The sequence below is a fragment of the Enterobacter sp. 186315 genome, assembly GCF_053290175.1.
On record NZ_JBPTTK010000003.1, the window covers coordinates 192,954 to 211,842 of the forward strand.

The 18,889-nt window shown below is 60.4% G+C and carries 15 protein-coding genes; 5 read left to right on the forward strand and 10 right to left on the reverse strand.

Annotated elements, in window-relative coordinates; genetic code table 11:
• Positions 1-27 precede the first annotated feature (27 nt).
• The 6 genes from ACSVHP_RS05070 to nasR all read right to left on the reverse strand — a co-directional run bounded on the left by ACSVHP_RS05070 (position 28) and on the right by nasR (position 10,851).
• Positions 28-2,514 (reverse strand): nitrate reductase, encoded by a 2,487-nt coding sequence (locus ACSVHP_RS05070; RefSeq protein WP_447551165.1) that lies wholly within the window; start codon positions 2,512-2,514, stop codon positions 28-30.
• Positions 2,511-6,497, reverse strand: a complete 3,987-nt coding sequence (gene nirB, locus ACSVHP_RS05075; RefSeq protein WP_447551166.1) for a nitrite reductase large subunit NirB — start codon at positions 6,495-6,497, stop codon at positions 2,511-2,513. The genes ACSVHP_RS05070 and nirB overlap by 4 nt, the downstream gene beginning before the upstream one ends.
• Before the next feature lie 11 nt (positions 6,498-6,508).
• A complete protein-coding gene (locus tag ACSVHP_RS05080) occupies positions 6,509-7,297 on the reverse strand; it encodes an ABC transporter ATP-binding protein (protein WP_447551167.1) in 789 nt (262 codons plus the stop codon).
• Between the two features lie 9 nt (positions 7,298-7,306).
• Entirely contained in the window at positions 7,307-8,188 is an 882-nt protein-coding gene (gene ntrB / locus ACSVHP_RS05085; protein ID WP_417314314.1) for a nitrate ABC transporter permease, read from the reverse strand.
• A gap of 2 nt (positions 8,189-8,190) precedes the next feature.
• Positions 8,191-9,438 carry a CmpA/NrtA family ABC transporter substrate-binding protein gene (locus tag ACSVHP_RS05090; RefSeq protein ID WP_447551168.1) on the reverse strand — a complete coding sequence of 416 codons (1,248 nt, stop codon included), beginning with the start codon at positions 9,436-9,438 and terminating at the stop codon, positions 8,191-8,193.
• Between the two features lie 228 nt (positions 9,439-9,666).
• Positions 9,667-10,851: a nitrate regulatory protein NasR gene (gene nasR / locus ACSVHP_RS05095; RefSeq protein ID WP_447551169.1), complete on the reverse strand. Its 1,185-nt coding sequence runs from the start codon at positions 10,849-10,851 to the stop codon at positions 9,667-9,669.
• 73 nt (positions 10,852-10,924) lie between these two features.
• On the opposite strand from nasR, the gene ACSVHP_RS05100 reads away from it, so the two are divergent.
• The 3 genes from ACSVHP_RS05100 (at position 10,925) to ACSVHP_RS05110 (ending at position 13,603) form a co-directional block, all read left to right on the forward strand.
• A complete protein-coding gene (locus tag ACSVHP_RS05100; RefSeq protein ID WP_447551170.1) occupies positions 10,925-11,278 on the forward strand; it encodes a DsrE/DsrF/TusD sulfur relay family protein in 354 nt (117 codons plus the stop codon).
• 106 nt (positions 11,279-11,384) lie between these two features.
• Positions 11,385-13,169 (forward strand): methyl-accepting chemotaxis protein, encoded by a 1,785-nt coding sequence (locus ACSVHP_RS05105; protein ID WP_447551171.1) that lies wholly within the window; start codon positions 11,385-11,387, stop codon positions 13,167-13,169.
• A 194-nt stretch (positions 13,170-13,363) separates the two neighbouring features.
• Positions 13,364-13,603: a DUF1883 domain-containing protein gene (locus ACSVHP_RS05110; RefSeq protein WP_234674524.1), complete on the forward strand. Its 240-nt coding sequence runs from the start codon at positions 13,364-13,366 to the stop codon at positions 13,601-13,603.
• Between the two features lie 29 nt (positions 13,604-13,632).
• Here the strand turns inward: ACSVHP_RS05110 and ACSVHP_RS05115 are convergent, their stop codons facing one another.
• Positions 13,633-14,328 (reverse strand): gamma-glutamylcyclotransferase, encoded by a 696-nt coding sequence (locus ACSVHP_RS05115; protein ID WP_447551172.1) that lies wholly within the window; start codon positions 14,326-14,328, stop codon positions 13,633-13,635.
• Positions 14,329-14,506: 178 nt separating this feature from the next.
• Positions 14,507-14,737: a putative cation transport regulator ChaB gene (chaB, locus tag ACSVHP_RS05120; protein WP_234674526.1), complete on the reverse strand. Its 231-nt coding sequence runs from the start codon at positions 14,735-14,737 to the stop codon at positions 14,507-14,509.
• 270 nt (positions 14,738-15,007) lie between these two features.
• Between chaB and chaA the strand changes: the two genes are divergently transcribed.
• Positions 15,008-16,108 carry a sodium-potassium/proton antiporter ChaA gene (chaA, locus tag ACSVHP_RS05125; protein ID WP_234674527.1) on the forward strand — a complete coding sequence of 367 codons (1,101 nt, stop codon included), beginning with the start codon at positions 15,008-15,010 and terminating at the stop codon, positions 16,106-16,108.
• 130 nt (positions 16,109-16,238) lie between these two features.
• Complete coding sequence (locus tag ACSVHP_RS05130; protein ID WP_447551173.1) at positions 16,239-17,132, forward strand: PhzF family phenazine biosynthesis protein; 894 nt, start codon at positions 16,239-16,241, stop codon at positions 17,130-17,132.
• 58 nt (positions 17,133-17,190) lie between these two features.
• Here ACSVHP_RS05130 and kdsA read toward each other — a convergent pair whose 3' ends face one another.
• The gene (gene kdsA, locus ACSVHP_RS05135) at positions 17,191-18,045 is read right to left on the reverse strand and encodes a 3-deoxy-8-phosphooctulonate synthase (protein ID WP_006175888.1); all 855 of its coding nucleotides are present in this window, start codon (positions 18,043-18,045) and stop codon (positions 17,191-17,193) included.
• Positions 18,046-18,078: 33 nt separating this feature from the next.
• Positions 18,079-18,888, reverse strand: coding sequence for an invasion regulator SirB1 (gene sirB1 / locus ACSVHP_RS05140; protein ID WP_234674529.1), 810 nt, complete (start codon positions 18,886-18,888; stop codon positions 18,079-18,081).
• Between the last annotated feature and the right edge of the window lies 1 nt (position 18,889).

Here is an 18,889-nt window from a genome sequence, read left to right on the forward strand (position 1 = left end):
TCGGGCAAGCGCAGCGCCACCCGACGTTTATACCCGATGATTAAACATCCCTTTCAGCTCCGGCACGCACGATCCGCAGTTCGTCCCGCAGCGCAACGTTGCCCCCAGCGCGGCGGCGGAATCACAGCCTCCGGCGATCGCCTCGCGAATGGTATTTTCCCCGACGCTAAAACAGCTACAGATTATCCTCCCCGGATCGACCCGCACTCCCGGGCGTTGACCGTGAAGCAGCGCATGGCGCACGTCCGGCGCCATCGGCGGCGAACGAAACGCCTCGTCGATAAAATCATGGGACAGCCGGGGCTGCGCGATACCTTCCCAGAAGCCCAGCATTAACGCCCCCTGATGCCAGGCCAGCACGCTACTGCGTTCCCCGGCTTGCGCGATTTGCAGCTGCCAGCCCTGCGCGGTGCAGTGCGCCATCACCCACGCCACCAGCGGCGTGTCGCTTGCCAGCGTCAGGCGCGAGACTTTGCGCCACCAGTGAACGTAAGACGGCAGTTCCGGCAGCTCGCGGGCGTACAGTTCCCCCTGCCAGCCCGGCTGCCACGGCACTATCCTGACGGCGGTCTGTTTACTTTCAGGCTGCCCGGATAGGGGATCGCAGCGCCCTTCCACCAGCGCGTTGACCTTCCCCTGCCGTGCAAACAGCCCGTTCCAGTGCATCGGCACGAACAGCTCGCCTTTCCGCTGCCCGTCGTTAACGTTAACCCTGGCGACCATTACCCCGCGCGGGGAGCTGATCCGCGCCAGCTGACCGTCGCAGAGCGCAAAGCGCGCGGCGTCGTCGGTATGGATCTCGACGAACGGCTCGGCGTTGTGCTGCATCAGGCGCGGCACATACCCGGTGCGGGTCATGGTGTGCCACTGGTCGCGGATGCGGCCGCTGTTAAGCAGCAGCGGATAAAGGGCGTTCGTTACCGCCCCGTGCGGCTGCGGCTCGACGGGCACGATATTTCTGCGTGGAAATTTTCCTGCATCCCACTGATGGGGATCCATTTCATCCCACTGCTCGCGGGTCAGCGTGGCCAGCTCGCCGAGGTTAAAGGCGCGCTCGCCGTGGTTTTCAAACGCCGACAGCGCCGCATGTTCGCAAAAAATCTCCTGCGGATGGCGCCAGGCAAAAGCCTCGCCGTGTCCCAGTCGTTTTGCCACCCGGGCGATGATCCACCAGTCCGGTTTCGCCTCGCCCGGGGCAGGCAGAAACGCGCGCTGGCGCGAGATCCGCCGCTCGGAATTGGTGACGGTGCCGTCTTTCTCTCCCCAGCCGAGCGCCGGGAAGCGGATATGGGCAAAGCGGCTGGTGTCCGTATCGCGCATCACCTCTGAGACCATCACCAGCGGGCAATGTGCCAGCGCCTGGCTCACCGCGTGGCTGTCCGGGAGCGATACCGCCGGGTTGGTGCCCATGATCCACACCGCTTTTACCTCTCCCCGGGCGATAGCGTCGAACAGCTCCACCGCCATCAGTCCCGGCGTCCGGGCGAGGCGTTCGCTGCCCCAGAAGCGCGCCACCCGGTCGAGATCGTCCGGTTCAAAATTCATGTGCGCCGCCAGCTGGTTCGCCAGCCCGCCCACCTCGCGCCCGCCCATGGCGTTAGGCTGCCCGGTCAGGGAGAAGGGTCCGCAGCCCGGTCGGGCGAACTTCCCGCTCGCCAGGTGAACGTTAATAATCGCGTTGCATTTATCGCTGCCGCTCGTGGACTGGTTAATGCCCATGGTATAGAGCGTGACGGCACGCGGGGCGGTGATAAACCAGTCGTAAAAGGTGCCAACCTCCTCCGGCGCGAGCCCGCAAAAATCCGCCACCCGCGCAGCCGGCCACGCCGTCGCTCCCTGAATCAGGTTCAGCAGGCCGACAAACAGCCCCGCGTCGCTGCCGGGACGCAGCGGCAAATGCAGGTCCGCAATGTCGCAGGTGGCGGTTTTACGCGGGTCAATCACCACCACCTTCATGGACGGATTAGCCTGACGCGCCTGCACCAGCCGCTGATAAAGCACCGGATGGGTCCACGCCGCGTTAGAGCCCACCAGCACCACCAGATCGCTGTTCTCCACATCCTCATAGCTGCACGGCACAACGTCTTCACCAAACGCCCGCTTGTAGCCAGCCACCGCCGACGACATGCACAGCCGCGAGTTGGTATCGATATTCGCCGCGCCGATAAACCCCTTCATCAGCTTGTTGGCCGCGTAGTAGTCCTCGGTCAGCAGCTGGCCGGAGGCGTAAAAGGCCACCGCCTTTGGCCCCCATCTGTCGATAATCTCCTTAAGCCGTTCGCCCGCCGTATCGAGCGCCTGCTGCCAGCTCGCGGCCTGCCCGTCCACCTCGGGGCGCAATAATCGTCCCGCCAGACCGGTGGTTTCCCCGAGCGCCGAGCCTTTCACGCACAATCGTCCGCGGTTCGCGGGATGGGTTTCATCCCCGCGCACGCTCAGGTTTTCCCCCTCGACGGTGGCAATGACCCCGCAGCCAACGCCGCAGTAAGGGCATGTGGTACGCGTGACGGTCATGAGGCCTCCGCGCGCATCACCAGCGCGTCGTTGCCCACCCACACCTTGCCGTTCTCAATTTTCACCGGCCAGGCGCGCACCGCAGGCTCGCCGTTTTCCAGCGAGCGCCCGTCGCGCAGGCGAATGCGCTGCTTATACAGCGGTGAGATCACCATAGGTTCGCCCGCGGCATCCCCCAGAATGCCGCGCGACAGCACCCGGGCTCGGCTGCCCGGCTCAATATCGTCCAGGGCGTAGACGGTTTTGCCGAAGCGGAACAGCGCGATGGATTGACGTCCGAGCCGCGCGCCGATCCCGGCCTGCTCGGGAATGTCCTCGAGACCACAAATCTCCTGCCAGCGCTTATTGTCATCCCCGTGCACGCCGTTGACCTCGGTGCGAAACAGCGCGAGGCGATCCGGATCGGCGAGCGTGGTTTGCCACTCGCACTGGTAGGTCTCCACCACCCGCGCCATCTCCTGCTCCAGCTCGTGGGCGATACCCAGGCTGTCGTCGAGGATCACCTCGCGCAGATAGTCCAGCCCGCCCTCCAGATTATCCATCCAGGTGCTGGTGCGTTGCAGGCGATCGGCGGTGCGGATATAGAACATCAGGAAACGGTCGACGGTGCGGATCAGCGTTTCATCGTCCAGGTCGCTGGCGAACAGGTCCGCATGGCGCGGTTTCATGCCGCCGTTGCCGCACAGGTAGAGGTTCCAGCCCCTGTCGGTGGCGATGACCCCCACGTCCTTGCTCTGCGCCTCGGCGCATTCGCGGGTACAGCCGGACACCGCCATTTTGATCTTGTGCGGCGCGCGCAGCCCTTTGTAGCGATTCTCCAGCCTGACCGCCAGCCCGGTGGAGTCCTGCACCCCGTAGCGACACCAGGTCGAGCCCACGCAGGATTTCACCGTGCGCAGGGATTTCCCGTAGGCGTGGCCGGTTTCAAACCCGGCGTCCACCAGCGCCTGCCAGATTTCCGGCAGCTGCTCAAGCCGGGCACCGAACAGGTCGATACGCTGGCCGCCGGTGATTTTGCTGTACAGCTGGTAGCGTTTGGCGATCTGACCGATGGCGATCAGCCCGTCGGCGCTGACCTCACCTGCGGGCATACGCGGCACGATGGAGTAGGTCCCGTCCTTCTGGATATTGGCAAAATAGCGATCGTTGGTGTCCTGAAGCGGCAGATGCGCGGGCTTGAGCAGATATTCATTCCAGCAGGAGGCCAGCACCGAGCCGACCAGCGGCTTGCAGATCTCGCACCCGTGGCCCTGCCCGTAGCGGCTAATCAGCTGGTCGAAGGTGCGGATATGGTTCACGCGGACCAGGTGGTAGATCTCCTGGCGCGAGTACGGGAAGTGCTCGCAGATATCCTTTTTCACCTCCACGCCCTGCTCCGCCAGCTGGAACTCCATGACCTGCTTCACCAGCGCGCTACAGCCGCCGCAGCCGGTCGCCGCCCTGGTACACTGCTTAATGGCAGCGATGTCCGTAGCTCCAGCGCTCACCGCCTGGCAAATATCCCCCTTGCTGACGTTGTGGCACGAGCAAATCTGCGCGCTCTCCGGTAAGGCCGCCACCCCGAGCGCTTTCGGTGCGCTGCCCGCCAGAGCGGGCAGGATCAGCGTTTCAGGTGATGCTGGCAGACTGAGGCCGTTAAGCATCATCTGAACCAGAGTCGCGTATTCAGCCGCGTCACCCACCAGCACGCCGCCGAGCAGAGTTTTGCCGTCATGGCTGACGACGATTTTTTTGTAGATTTGCTGCGGGCCGTGGGTCCACTGGTAGCTCATCGCGCCCGGGGTTCGCCCGTGGGCATCACCAAAGGAGGCCACGTCCACTCCCAGCAGCTTCAGTTTGGTGCTCATGTCCGCCCCGGTAAAGCGCTGCTCTTCTCCTGCCAGACGCGCCGCCGCCACGCGCGCCATCTGATAGCCGGGAGCCACCAGGCCGAAGATTTTACCCTCCCACAGCGCACACTCTCCGATGGCGAACACGTTTTCGTCCGAGGTCTGGCAACGATCGTTGATGCAGATACCGCCGCGCTCACCCGTTACCAGCCCGCTGCTGCGCGCCAGCGCGTCCTGCGGGCGGATCCCGGCGGAGAAGACCACCATGTCTGTATCGAGATGGTCGCCATCGGCAAAGCGCAGCACCAGCCCGTCAGCGGTACGCTCTATTCCGGTTGTCGCTTTGCTGGTGTGAACGCCGACGCCCAGCGCCTCGATTTTCTTACGCAGCATCGCCGCGCCGTCGTTATCCAACTGCACCGCCATCAGGTTTGGCGCAAACTCCACGACATGCGTTTCAAGGCCAAGCTGCTTAAGGGCGTTTGCCGCCTCCAGCCCCAGCAGGCCACCGCCGATCACCACCCCGCGCCGCGCGCCCTTCGCGTGTGACGCGATGCTATCGAGGTCGTCCAGGGTGCGGTAGACAAAACAGCCCGGCAGATCGTTGCCCGGTACAGGCGGAACGAAAGGATACGAGCCGGTAGCCAGCACCAGCGTGTCCCAGTGGGTTTCGTGCCCGCTGGCGGTGCGCACCACCCGCGCCTCCCGGTCAATCGCAACGATCTTTTGGGATAAACGCAGCTCGATGCCGTTATCGGCAAAAAAGTCCCCCTCGACCAGCGAGAGCGAGTCCGCGCTGCGCCCGCCGAAGTATTCCGACAGATGTACGCGATCGTAGGCGGCGTAGCGCTCTTCGCCGAAAACGACAATCTGGTATTGCTGGTGAAGTTTACGGTTAACGCAATCTTCGAGAAAATGGTGGCCGACCATACCGTGTCCAGCCACCACCAGAGTAGGTTTTGTCATAGCGTTCTGTCCTGCAACCAGCGGTTGCGCAGTGAATGTATCGAACAGCCAGTCCGCGTGAGCCGGGACAGGCGTTGCCAGTAAGTCGGTAAACGTTGCCGCGCTGCGACAATCCCCCATCAGCAGCACCCCCGCGAGGGTGCCGTGTCGAATCAACAGGCGGCGATAGTGCCGGGTAAGCGGATCCCACGCGCGCCAGACCGCATCCCCCGGCCGTTCCGTGACGCATCCGGCGCTAAACAGCTCCACCCCCGTGACCTTGAGACGCATCCCGCTCTCCTGGCGGCTAAAGGGCGTCATCGCATCCCCTGCCAGCCGCGCGGCAAGCCTGTCGGCCTGCGCCAGACAGGGGGCGACCAGGCCGACGATCTGCCCTTCCAGCTCGCAGCACTCGCCGATGGCGCTGACGTGCGGGGCCGAGGTCTGCATCTGCGGGTCAACCAGAATGCCTCTGTCACAGGCGATCCCGCTCGCCCGCGCAAGCGCGGCGTTGGGCGTCACCCCCGTGGTCATCACCACCCTCGCGGCGGCCACCTGACGACCGCTCTGCAAGGTGACCGAATCGTCATTAATGGCCGCGATCCCCGATGCCAGCTCGCAGCGGACGCCGCGCGCGGCGAGCATCTCCTCCAGCAGCAGCCCCGCCTGCTGGTCGAGCTGCCGTTCCATCAGCCACTCACCGCGATGCACCAGCGTGACGTTGTCACCACTAAGCGCCAGCGCCGCGGCGGCCTCCACGCCGAGCACCCCGCCGCCGAGCACCACCGCCGGGCCCGCGGTGCGCTGAATCGCACGGGTGTCCGCAAGGGTGCGAAAGGTAAAAACGTGCGGCGCCTGGCTGCCGGGGATCGGCGGCACGCAGGGGGTGGATCCGGTCGCGAACACCAGCTCATCCCACTCAAGGGTGCGGCGGGCGGTGTGAAGCTCGCGCTTAAGCACGTCCACGCCGAGCACCTTTTCCCCCCTGAGCACCGTCACGCCGCGCTCGCGATACCAGTCTTCATCCTGCAAACCAATCGCCGCTGCGGGCTTTTCTCCGCCGAGCACCGGCGAGAGCTGAATGCGGTTATAGGCGTGCTCTGGCTCCTCACCGATTACGGTTATCGCGAAGCGCCCCGGCGCGCGCGCGGTGAGGGTAGAAATCAGACGCGTCGCCGCCATGCCGTTCCCGATAATCATCAGACGCATCGTCGCTCCCGTTACGCCGCTTTCGGCTGTTTTTCGTAGAGGAAGTGCAGGATCTGCTGACGCATATGGTGATAACGGCTGTCGTCAGCAAGCTGCACGCGGTTGCGCGGGCGCGGCAGATCCACGCGTAATATTTCCCCCACCGTCGCCGCCGGGCCGTTGGTCATCATCAGCACCCGGTCAGAAAGCAGCACCGCTTCGTCTACGTCGTGGGTGATCAGCACGATGGTGGTGTTCAGCTCTTGCTGGATTTTCATCACCGAGTCCTGCAAATGGGCGCGCGTCAGGGCGTCCAGCGCGCCGAAGGGCTCGTCCATCAGCAGCACTTTTGGCTTCATGGCCAGCGCGCGGGCAATACCGACGCGCTGCTTCATGCCGCCGGAGATCTCCCCGGGCCGTTTGTGCAGCGCATGGCCCATCTGCACCCGATCGAGGTTGTGCTCGATCCACTCCCTGCGCTCGGCTTTGCTCATGGTGCGGCGAAACACCCGATCCACCGCCAGCGCCACGTTGTCAAAACAGGTCAGCCACGGCAGCAGAGAATGGTTCTGGAACACCACCGCGCGCTCCGGTCCTGGCCCGGCGATTTCGCGGTTGTCGCAAATCAGGCCGCCCTCGGTAGGCAGCGTTATCCCGGCGATAAGGTTGAGCAGCGTCGACTTACCGCAGCCGGAGTGGCCTATCAGGCTCACGGTTTCGCCTTCGTGAATATCAAAAGAGACATCTTGCAGCGCCAGAAACTCGCCGCTGGCGGTGGAAAAACGCTGGCTCACGGCCTGTACCTGAATTAACGGTTTCATAGTCACTCCTTATTTTTCCTGCCAGCTAAAGCGGCGGGCGATCAGCATCAGCCCCTGCTCCAGCAGCAACCCGACCACGCCGATGATGACGATGGCGATGAGAATGTTTTCGACGTTGAGGTTGTTCCACTCGTTCCAGATCCAGAAGCCGATCCCAAGCCCCCCGGTGAGCATTTCGGCAGCGACAATCACCAGCCAGGCGATACCAATCGACAGGCGCACTCCGGTTAATACCGCCGGCAGCACCGCCGGAAACAGGATGCGGCGCAGAATGGTCCACTCGGAGAGCTGCAACACCCGGGCGACGTTGAGATAGTCCTGCGGAATACGGCGCACCCCTTCGGCGGTGTTAATCACCATCGGCCAGATGGAGCAGATAAAAATGGTCCAGCTCGACGCAGGCTCCGCCTTCTGGAACAGCAGCAGGCCGATGGGCAACCACGCCAGCGGGCTGACCGGGCGCAGCAGCGCAATCAGCGGGTTAAACATGCGCGCGAAAAAGGTGAAGCGGCCAATGAGAAAGCCCAGCGGAATACCCGCCAGCGCCGCCAGACCGAAACCCACCCCCACGCGTTGCAGCGAGGCCAGGACGTTCCAGCCGATGCCCATGTCGTTAGGCCCGTCGCGATAAAACGGATCGGCGAATAGCGTCAGCGCCGAATCAAGGGTGCTGAGCGGCGTGGGGAAGCCTTTGCTGTTTATGGCTGCCAGCTGCCAGAGCAACACCAGCAGCCCCAGCCCGAGCAGCGCCGGGATCGCGCGCTGTAAGAAGGCGTTGATCCTGCGGGCAAATACGGGCGCGCGTCGGCGCACCTGCACCGGCGGCAGCGTGATGACCTCGCCGCTCTGCGGCTTTTCCTCGACAGACTGGATGTTTTGCAGATGCGGCATAATCAGGCCCCTTTACGGTGAATGGCGAAGCGGTTGGCGTATCCTTCCGGGTCGGTGCCGTTCCAGACGGTGCCGTCCATCAGGGTGCTGCTGCGAAGCGGAGACGACGGCGTGGCGATCCCGCCGACGGCGGCGGCGGCGTCCTGCCAGACCGCGGTCTGGTTAATGCGCGACGCGATCGCGGCGTAATCCGGTGCGGTTTTCAGCAGGCCCCAGCGGCGAAACTGGGTTAAGAACCACATGCCGTCGGAGAGATACGGGTAGCTCACCGCCCCGTCGTTGAAGAAGCGGATCGGGTGCGCATCCTGCCAGCGCTGGCCCAGCCCGTTGTCGTATTCGCCGAGCATCCGCCCGGTAAGGTACTGCGCTTTGGTGTTCAGCCACGCGCGGCGCGAAAGGATCAGGGCGGTTTCGCGCTTGTTCTCCGGGGAGGCATCGATCCAGCGGGCGGCCTCCAGCACCGCGCTGACCAGCGCCCGGGCGGTATTGGGGTTTTTCTGAACCCAGTCGCGGCGCGTGCCGAGGATCTTTTCCGGATGCTCCGGCCAGATAGACTGAGAGGTCGCGGCGGTAAAGCCGATCCGGTCGTTAATTGCGCGGGCGTTCCACGGCTCGCCAACGCAAAAGCCGACCATATTGCCGATGCGCATGTTCATCACCATCTGCGGCGGCGGAACCACCACGGTGCGCACATCGTCGAACGGGTTGATGCCCGCACTCGCCAGCCAGTAGTAGAGCCACATGGCGTGAGTGCCGGTCGGAAAGGTATGGGCGAAGGTGTAAGTGCCCGGCGCCTGCTGGCCAATCAGTTTTTTTAGCCCGTCGGGATCGCGAACGCCCTTCTCTGCCAGATCCGTCGACAGCGTGATCGCCTGGCCGTTGTGGTTGAGGGTCATCAGGTTCGCCATCTGCTGCGGCTTTCCGGCGATGCCCAGCTCAAGCCCGTAAAGCAGGCCATAGAGTATGTGCGCCGCGTCCAGCTCTCCGGCGACGAGCTTGTCGCGCACCGCCGCCCAGCTCGCCTCCTTGGTGGGCACAATGGTGATGCCGTACTTCTTATCAAATCCCTTCAGCGCCGCCATTACCACCGGGGCGCAGTCGGTCAACGGGATAAAGCCAACGCGCACGCTCTCCTGTTCCGGTTTATCCGACCCCGCCGCCCACGCGGCCTGCATCACGCCAGGCAACAGCATGGCACTTCCCGCCAGCATACTGGCCTGTAAAAATCGCCGTCTGGTCACATCCGCCATGGCCCACTCCTGAAAAAAAGACAAAAAAAAGCGCCCCCGATGCCGAAGCACCGCTGGACGCCTTTATCCCGAAGACGCATGCACCGCCGTTGGCGCATCGTCAAAAATGGTGAATTTAATAATGCAAACGCAATGCCAGCTTTTAAATCCCCGTATTGCCGGCCTTTCTCTGGCATAACGCCGCCTGACGCACCTTAATCAGGCAGAAAATGCCCGCTGATTGTGCAGCTACTCCTTTGGGATGACCTGCCACAGATGCTTCACCGTCAGCAGCGCGCGGGCGATATCCACCATGCGCTGATTCGTGTCCATCGCCATTTTTCGCAGGGCAGACCAGGCCTGCTCTTCGCTGAGGTTCTGGTGGGTCATCAGCACGGTTTTGGCCTTATCGATGATCTTGCGCTCCTCCAGGGTGTCGCGCAGCGAGGCCAGCTGGCGCGAAAGCTGCTCAATCTCACGCGCCTGCTGGCGTACCAGCGGCAGCAGCGGTTTATCCGGGTAGTGCGCCAGCGGGTCGTCATGCTCCGGAACGCTCACCGGGACCGACTCTGCCATTTCCATGCGTTCATCAACGGCGACCATCAAGTCGGCAATCACGGTCTCTTCCAGCGTGCGCAGGTGCTCCAGCCGCGCCGTTTGCCGGGCGAACCAGGTCAGCGCGGTCTGGCCGCGATCCGCTGCGGGCTGGCGCGTACAGGCGACGCGGCGCAGCTGCTCCGTTTCCAGACAGGGCTGGCAGTTAAGCGTAAAGGTATGCTGAAGCTCCGCGGGGCTGCGGGAGAGGAAAACCTCAAAACAGGCCTGCTGGCCGTCGATGCGGTCGACCAGCTTCTGGCGAATATCGTCGCTGAACGTCCCCTGGGTAAAGCCTATCGCCCCCAGCGCCCGCTCCTGCCCCACCAGCTCTTTGCCCTGCATCAGGCTGTAGAGCGCGACAAATCGCCCGGCAATGTGCGGATCGTCAATGCTGTCATTGAGCTGCGGTACGATACTGAGCAGCTGACGCAGCATCCGGCTGTAGTGGTCCATCGCCATCGGCGCGGCAATATGCTGAGCGCTGACCCCGTCACGCAGGGCAACAAGCCCTTCCAGGCTTAACAGCGCGCTGGCGATACGTTCGCACACGGCGCTGCCGGGCAGAGGGGATTGCGCGTCGAGCAGGCGATACAGCACCGCCAGGTTTTCATCCACCAGCGCCCGGCTGGCTCTGCATTCCGGATCGTAAAGCTGCCCCTGCGAACAGAGCCAGACGTTTGACGCGCCGCGCTCGCACTGTAGCATATGCACCAGACGGCTGATGCCGTTCACCAGCTCGCCAAGCTGTACCAGCCTGCTGAGCTGCTGCTGACGCATCTGTTTTGCGCGCTGAAACCATGCGCCTGCGCCGCAAGAACGGCTTACCGTTAACGTCATACTGGGTCTCCCGGATAAAATCGCTTCACTGAGCAAAGCAATATCCGTGCCTTTTCACAGAACAGGAGTCAACATGCAGAAGATTGTCATCGTCGCCAACGGTGCGGCCTACGGAAGTGAATCCCTTTTCAACAGCCTGCGCCTGGCGATTGCCCTGCGCGAGCAGGAGAGCGAGCTGGAGTTGAAGCTCTTTCTGATGTCAGACGCGGTGACCGCCGGGCTGAAGGGGCAAAAACCGGCCGAGGGCTATAACATTCAGCAGATGCTGGAGATCCTCACCGCCCAGGACGTGCCGGTGAAGCTGTGCAAAACCTGCACCGACGGGCGCGGGATCACCGCCCTGCCGCTGATTGAGGGCGTGGAGATCGGCACGCTCGTTGAGCTGGCGCAGTGGACGCTGTCCGCCGATAAAGTATTAACCTTCTAATACTTAACCGCGAAAAATAGTATTTTCTTATGGACGCGGTTTCAGCATCAAGTTTACCTGCGCGCGTGCCGATAGGCATGGAAACAACACAGCAGGTATTTCACTTATGTTCAGATCGATTCGTGCCCGCATTATTGCCGCGACGACAGGCTGCCTGATCGTCGCCCTTCTTCTCAACACCGTGATTAACTTTCAGGTTACCCGTCAGGATAACCAGCAGTCGCAGCGCGATATCCTGAGCAGCACCAGCGCCAGCCACAATATGGCGATTGCCGACTGGGTAAACAGCAAGATGACGGTCATCAGCTCGGCGCAGACCGTGGCCCTGAGCGACGATCCGGTGCCGGTCTTTAAGCAGCTCGCCCAGGCGGGCGGCTTTACCAACGTCTACGTGGGCTACGCCAGCAAAACGGCGAAATTCTCCGACCCGGCGGGCGTACCGGCGGATTACGATCCGACCATCCGCCCGTGGTATCAGCAGGTGGTCAGCACCGACGGCCCGGTTGTCACCGCCCCTTACGTTGACGCGGGCACCGGGAAACTGGTGGTAACCTTTGCGGTGCCGGTCAAAGAGAACGGTACGCTGAAAGCGGTGGTTGCGGGCGACGTGGCGATGGACAGCGTGGTGGCGAACGTGCGCGGTATCCATCCAACGCCTGCGAGCAGCGGCCTGCTGGTGAACAGCGACGGTAGCGTCATTGCGGCTAACGATCCGGCGCTCACCTTAAAGCCCTTCACCGACGCCATCAAAGGCACCGATTTTGCGGCGCTCAAGCGCAGCGAGCCGGTTGAAGGCACGCTCAACGGCGCTGATAAAACCCTGCTTGCCACCGCCGTGCCGGGCACGCAGTGGATGCTGATTGTGGCGCTCGACAATAACGATGCCACCTCCGGGATGCGCGCCCTGCTGAAAGCCTCCGCGCTGTCGCTGGCGATCCTCGCCCTGCTGAGCGGTGCGATTGTCCACTTCCTGATTGCCCGCCTGCTCAGACGCCTGTCGGAGATCCGCGACGCGATGCATAACATCGCCAACGGCACCAACGATCTCTCCCAGCGCCTGCCGGACGGCGGCGAGGACGAAGTGGCGCAAATCGCCCAGGCCTTTAACGCCTTCAGCGACAAGCTGTCGGTGGTGATGGTGCAGCTTCGCGACGCCAGCTCGTCGGTGAAAAACGCGGCGCAGGAGATTGCGGCAGGCAACCAGGATCTCTCCGGGCGCACCGAACAGGCCGCATCGAGCCTGCGCGAAACCGCCAGCGCGGTTGAGGAGATCACCGCCTCCGTCACCCAGTCGAATGAATCCGCCGCAGAGGCCAACGATCAGGCGAGTAAAGCCTCTGCCGCCGCGTCGCGCGGGGGCGACGTGGTATCTCAGGCGATAACCACCATGCAGTCTATCGAAGTGGCGTCGGCCAAAATCGGTGATATCACCAGCGTGATTGACGGCATCGCCTTCCAGACCAACATTCTGGCGCTTAACGCCTCGGTTGAAGCCGCCCGCGCGGGCGAACAGGGGCGTGGCTTTGCGGTCGTGGCCGGCGAGGTGCGTAATCTGGCAAGCCGCAGCGCCCAGGCGGCGAAAGAGATCAAATCCCTTATCGACACCACTACCGAGAGCGTGGCAACCGGTTCACGCTACGTACATCTGGCCGGGGAGAGCATGAACGAGATCCGCGCCAGCATCGGCAGCGTGTCGGGAATTATGCGGGAAATTTCCATCGCCACCAGCGAGCAGATGAAGGGCATTCATGAGATTAACCATGCGGTGACTCATCTCGATCGCATGGTGCAGCAGAACGCCGAGCTGGTGGTGCAATCCGCCGCTGCCGCCAGCGCCCTGCAAAGCCAGGCGGGCGACCTTGCTGAAACGGCCGGGCATTTCCGCATTTAATTTTCTGTCGGCGCGCGTTTTCCGGGAGAAACGCGCGCTGGCTGAATGGTTTCAGGCATTTTGTCATTTTTGTTTAATCGTTATGCCATTTTTTGATCAAAATCAGCATCCGTTACCCTCCCCTTTGGTGTTATGCCATGAGTAATTTGTGAACAACATCACGTCCGGGATGGGCACTATTGACGGGGTAAACTATGGCACTGGTAAAAACAAGTTTGAAGCTGTTTGGCGGGGATACGGTGGTGGTGCGCTGCTCTGAGCGCTGCCGCATTCATCTCATGAGCGCGAAGGCGCATAAGCAGTCGCAGGCGGATATTCTGACCGTTCAGGATGATAACGCCTGGCTGACGGTGCCCTATACCGGCACCTGGGACGTGTTGATTGACAGCCACAGCCAGTCGCTTGAGCACTCGGTCAGCTACGTCGCCGCCTAAAACGAACGCCCGGTCAACCGGGCGTTTTCTCAGGCAAAGCCCGTGCGCAGCGGGTTAGTCCGCAGATTCCCTTCCAGCAGCGCTTTCACCTTCGTCACCAGCTCGTTAAGACAGTCATCCTTCATGCCGAGGCGCGTCAGCTCCTGGTCAAGGGAGAAGAGATACTGGGCGTTGGTGCCAAGCGGGCCGCTTGCCGCCGCGATTAACGGCGCAATCACCTGGGTACGGGTGTCGGCTTCATACAGCGGATGGCGCGGATCCATAATAAATACCAGCGCGTTAACGGTACGGCCGTCGTCGAGTTCCAGCTTGCACCAGGTCGGCATGTAGCAGCCGGTGATCATTTCGCGCTTCCACAGCAGCGTTAGCTCGTCCTGAAGCGTGGCATCCGGGAGCCGATAGGCCACCCCGGTGGTGCGCCCGCCCTCTTTTAGTGCAAGCATACGACCCGGCTGACACGCGCTGCCCCGCCCGGCGGTCAGGCGCAGACAAAATGCGCGATGCCAGCCAGGGAGGGTGCCCGTTGCTGATTCAACAAATTCGAGCGCCGGGTTCCACATCAGAGAACCGTAGCCAAAGATCCATACCGGGCCATCATCCGGGCGGCAGGCGAGCGTGGCCGCAAGCGACGCCGCACGTTGTTCAGCCGACCAGAGAAGCGATTCCTCAATAGCACCAAATGCCGTTTTACAATCTGCCTTCATTAAGAAATCACGCGTTAACACTTTCTACCTCCGCCACTGCGTGCTTCCCTGCGACAACTTTATTGCCCCTTCCCGGCATAGCCTGACTGCTCATTTTGCAAACAATTGAACAACGATAAGCAATTCACGGGCCAGTTGCAATACGTCGGAAGTTGAACCGCCTGAAAAGTCAAAATCAAGGCAGCTAATGATTTCAGCACTATTTCTTTTTATGCCATTTATCGTCGTCGCCTTTCTCATAGTCATGTTTTACTGCTGCCCAGGCCACCTTATGGGCGGTTTCTTCACGGCTGGCATCGTCCCGGCGATCGTCCTTATCTTTGTACTGATCCCAGGCGCTGTTAAAGGCTTCTTTATAGATATCCTGCGCGTGGGCGGGCAAGACGTGCTGGACGCTGTCGGGTAACTCCTGTTTCGTTTTGTAGGGCATGGCTAACCTCTCTTTTTGCTAAACAGTTAAGTGTGGTTGAGGATGCCGGACGGCGCCAGTATGTTTTGATATCTTCCAGAATCTTTAAATTAACCCAATGTAATATATGCATTAATTATGGATATAAGCCTTTTATACGCATTACAAACGAAATTTATCGCAAACAGTAAAATTAAGTAAACATTCATGGGTATTTAACCAGGATCTGTTAGTTTAATGGCCTGAAAATTCTATCTATAATTACAAGCACCTGCATTTATGGAGAAACACATGACAACAGCACATGAGGCGGTTAAGACCCGCCACAAGGAGACATCTCTCATTTTCCCGGTCCTTGCACTGGCAGTGCTGCTCTTCTGGGGAAGCAGTCAGTCAATGCCAGTGGTCATTGGTATCAACATCCTCGCCCTTGTGGGCATTTTAAGCAGCGCCTTTAGCGTTGTTCGCCATGCAGACGTGCTGGCACACCGTCTGGGTGAGCCGTACGGTTCGTTAATCTTAAGCCTGTCGGTGGTTATTCTTGAGGTCAGCCTGATCTCCGCGCTGATGGCAACCGGTGACGCCGCGCCAACGCTGATGCGCGATACGCTCTACTCCATCATCATGATTGTGACCGGCGGCCTGGTGGGCTTTTCACTGCTGCTGGGCGGACGTAAATTCGCCACTCAGTACATGAATCTTTTCGGCATTAAACAGTATCTGATTGCCCTGTTCCCGCTGGCCATTATCGTGCTGGTCTTCCCGATGGCGCTGCCGGGTGCGAACTTCACCACCGGCCAGGCGCTGCTGGTGGCGTTAATTTCTGCCGCGATGTACGGCGTGTTCCTGCTGATCCAGACCAAAACGCACCAGAGCCTGTTTGTTTATGAGCATGAAGATGAAGGCGACGACGACGACCCGCACCACGGCAAGCCGTCAGCGCACAGCAGCATCTGGCATACTATTTGGCTGATCGTGCATCTGATTGCGGTTATCGCGGTCACTAAAATGAACGCAAACCCGCTGGAAACGCTGCTCACAGAGCTGAACGCGCCCGTCGCATTTACCGGTTTCCTGGTGGCGCTGCTGATCCTGTCGCCGGAAGGCCTGGGTGCCCTGAAAGCGGTGCTGAACAATCAGGTGCAGCGCGCCATGAATCTGTTCTTCGGCTCGGTGCTGGCAACCATCTCCCTGACCGTGCCGGTAGTGACGCTTATTGCCTTTATGACGGGTAACGAGTTGCAGTTTGCGCTGGGTGCGCCAGAAATGATTGTGATGGTAGCTTCTCTGCTGCTGTGTCAGATCTCTTTCTCCACCGGACGCACAAACGTGCTTAACGGTGCCGCGCACATGGCGCTGTTCATTGCCTATCTGATGACTATCTTTGCCTGATTCAATTTCGGTGTGAGGGCTCTCCCTCACACCGCCCTTCAGAAAAAGCCTGCTTAAACGTGCAAAAATTTCATATGCGTCATGGAGAAAAAACCGTTAATTTTTGAGGTCGTTAACTCAAGGAATAACGATGAAAAGACGCTATGCAGTCGCCGATGTTTTTACCGACACCCCTTTTCTTGGCAACCCCGTCGCGGTGGTGTTAGATGCCGAAGGATTACACGCCGGGCAAATGCAGCAGATCGCCGCCGAATTTGGCTACAGTGAAACCACCTTCGTACTCCCTCCTCAGGACGATAAAAATACCGCGCAGGTTCGCATTTTCACCCCAACGCGTGAAATCCCCTTCGCCGGGCATCCAAACGTCGGCACCGCGTTTGTGCTGGCCCGTTTAGCCACGACAAACGGGCATTTGCTTCCCGACACCCTGGTCTTCGAAGAGATCGCAGGACAGGTTCCCGTCAGGCTTCTTCAGGAAAAGGGAGATGTGACGGGTGCAGAGATTCAGGTTCCTGAAGCGTTATCATGCCGCTCCGAAGTCTCTCCTGAAAAAGTCGCTGCGTGTTTGTCATTGCACGGTGAAGATATTCAAACCGACAATCACCTGCCCGTTGTCGCCTCTGTTGGCTTGCCTTTTCTGGTCGTTGAACTCGCTTCCCGGGAGGCACTCCGCCGCTGTGTTCCCAACCTACAGGGCTTCCGTGCGGTTTTGCCGCTTGACGGCGCGGTCTCTGTTTACGCCTACACCAGGGAAACCGATCCCACCCGGCAGTGCGATCTGCATGCGCGTATGTTCACGCCAAGAATGACGGAAGATCCGGCCACGGGCAGCGCAACCGCAGCCGTCACGGCGCTTCTGGCCCAGCTGAACAATGTTTCAAATCTGGATTTGCGAGTCAGCCAGGGCGTCGATATGGGGCGGGCAAGCGTGCTGCATTCTGGCTACGATGCCTCATCCGGTACGCCCATTGTCCGTGTCGGCGGTCACAGCGTTATTACCCTGCAAGGGACGTTTGACCTCTGATCTGGCTCTACAGGCGTAAAAAAACCCGCCGAAGCGGGTTTTGAGAAACACATCGTGCTTAGTTGCTGGTATCCAGCTCGTCGAAGCTCTTCACCAGATCGTCGATAGCTTTGATCTGCTTCAGGAACGGCTCCAGCTTGTCCAGCGGCAGCGCGGACGGGCCGTCGCATTTCGCGTTTGCCGGATCCGGGTGCGCTTCGATAAACAGGCCGGCCAGACCGGTCGCCATACCCGCACGCGCCAGTTCGGTAACCTGCGCACGACGACCGCCAGAGGCCGCGCCGAACGGGTCACGGCATTGCAGCGCGTGGGTCACGTCGAAGATAACCGGAGACTGGTTAGACACGTTTTTCATCACGCTGAAGCCCAGCATGTCCACAACCAGGTTGTCATAACCGAAGTTCGCGCCACGGTCGCACAGGATAACCTTGTCGTTACCGCCTTCGATAAACTTATCGACGATATTGCCCATCTGGCCTGGGCTCACGAACTGCGGTTTTTTCACGTTGATAACGGCACCGGTTTTCGCCATTGCGGCCACCAGGTCGGTCTGGCGAGCCAGGAACGCCGGAAGCTGGATAACGTCAACCACGTCCGCCACAGGCTGCGCCTGAGAGGCTTCGTGCACGTCGGTGATCACTTTCACGCCAAAGGTCTGCTTCAGCTCCTGGAAAATTTTCATCCCCTCTTCCAGGCCCGGGCCACGGTAAGAGTTAATAGAGGAGCGGTTGGCTTTATCAAAAGAGGCTTTAAACACGTACGGGATCCCCAGCTTCTGGGTGACGGTCACGTAGTGCTCACAGATACGCATAGCGAGATCGCGGGACTCCAGCACGTTCATACCGCCAAACAGTACGAACGGCAGGTCGTTTGCCACGTTGATATCACCAATGCTAACCACTTTTTGTTTCATAGGATCGCCTTATTCAGGTGTGAATCGGAAAGATTAATGCAGTGTAATTTGTTTATGCGCGATCGCGTTAATCTGCGCGCGGATCATTTCGCTAATCGGATCTTCCGGGCACTGCTCAACGAAATAGCTTAAATCGTTCAGCGCCACGTGCTCACAGTCGAGCTGCGCATAGATAAGGCCACGGTCGCGAATTTCGTAAGGATCTTCCGGATTAAATTGCAGTAACACTTCACTGGCGCGCAGGGCCAGCTCCATCTGCCGCTCTTCCATCAGCGCCGCTTTCAGCGTATCCAGCAGCTTGCGGATCACCTCCGCGTTATCGGCTTCGTCCAGATCTTCATTGAACAGCTCGGCAACCGGGCTGATGTTGCCTTTGAGCCACACGTCCAGCGTGTGCTCATCCAGCGTGTCGCCGTTGAACGGGTTGATTAACCACATTTCGCCGTCGAGCCACTCAGCGCGCAGGATCATCTGCGTCGGGAAAATGACGGGCACCAGCGGAATATCCAGACGGTGCGCAATCCACAGCAAAATCGCCCCCAGCGCCACCGCGCTGCCCTGACGATTTTTTAAAACCTGATCCAGCCAGAGTGCGTCAGAAAGGCGGTACACGCCGCGCGTATCGCAAAAGCCCCATTCGCCGTAGAAAAGCTCAACCAGCTTTTCTAACTGCCAGTCCTGTTCGCGCGCCATATTGATCTCTTCTCGCGCCAGGCTGACCAGGCTTTCCAGCTCATCGTAGACGTACTGCGACGAAAAATCGTCACGGATCATCTCCGAAATCAGTACCATCCCATCGCAAAGCGGCACTTTATTAAATTCGAAATCGGCTAAGGACCTCATA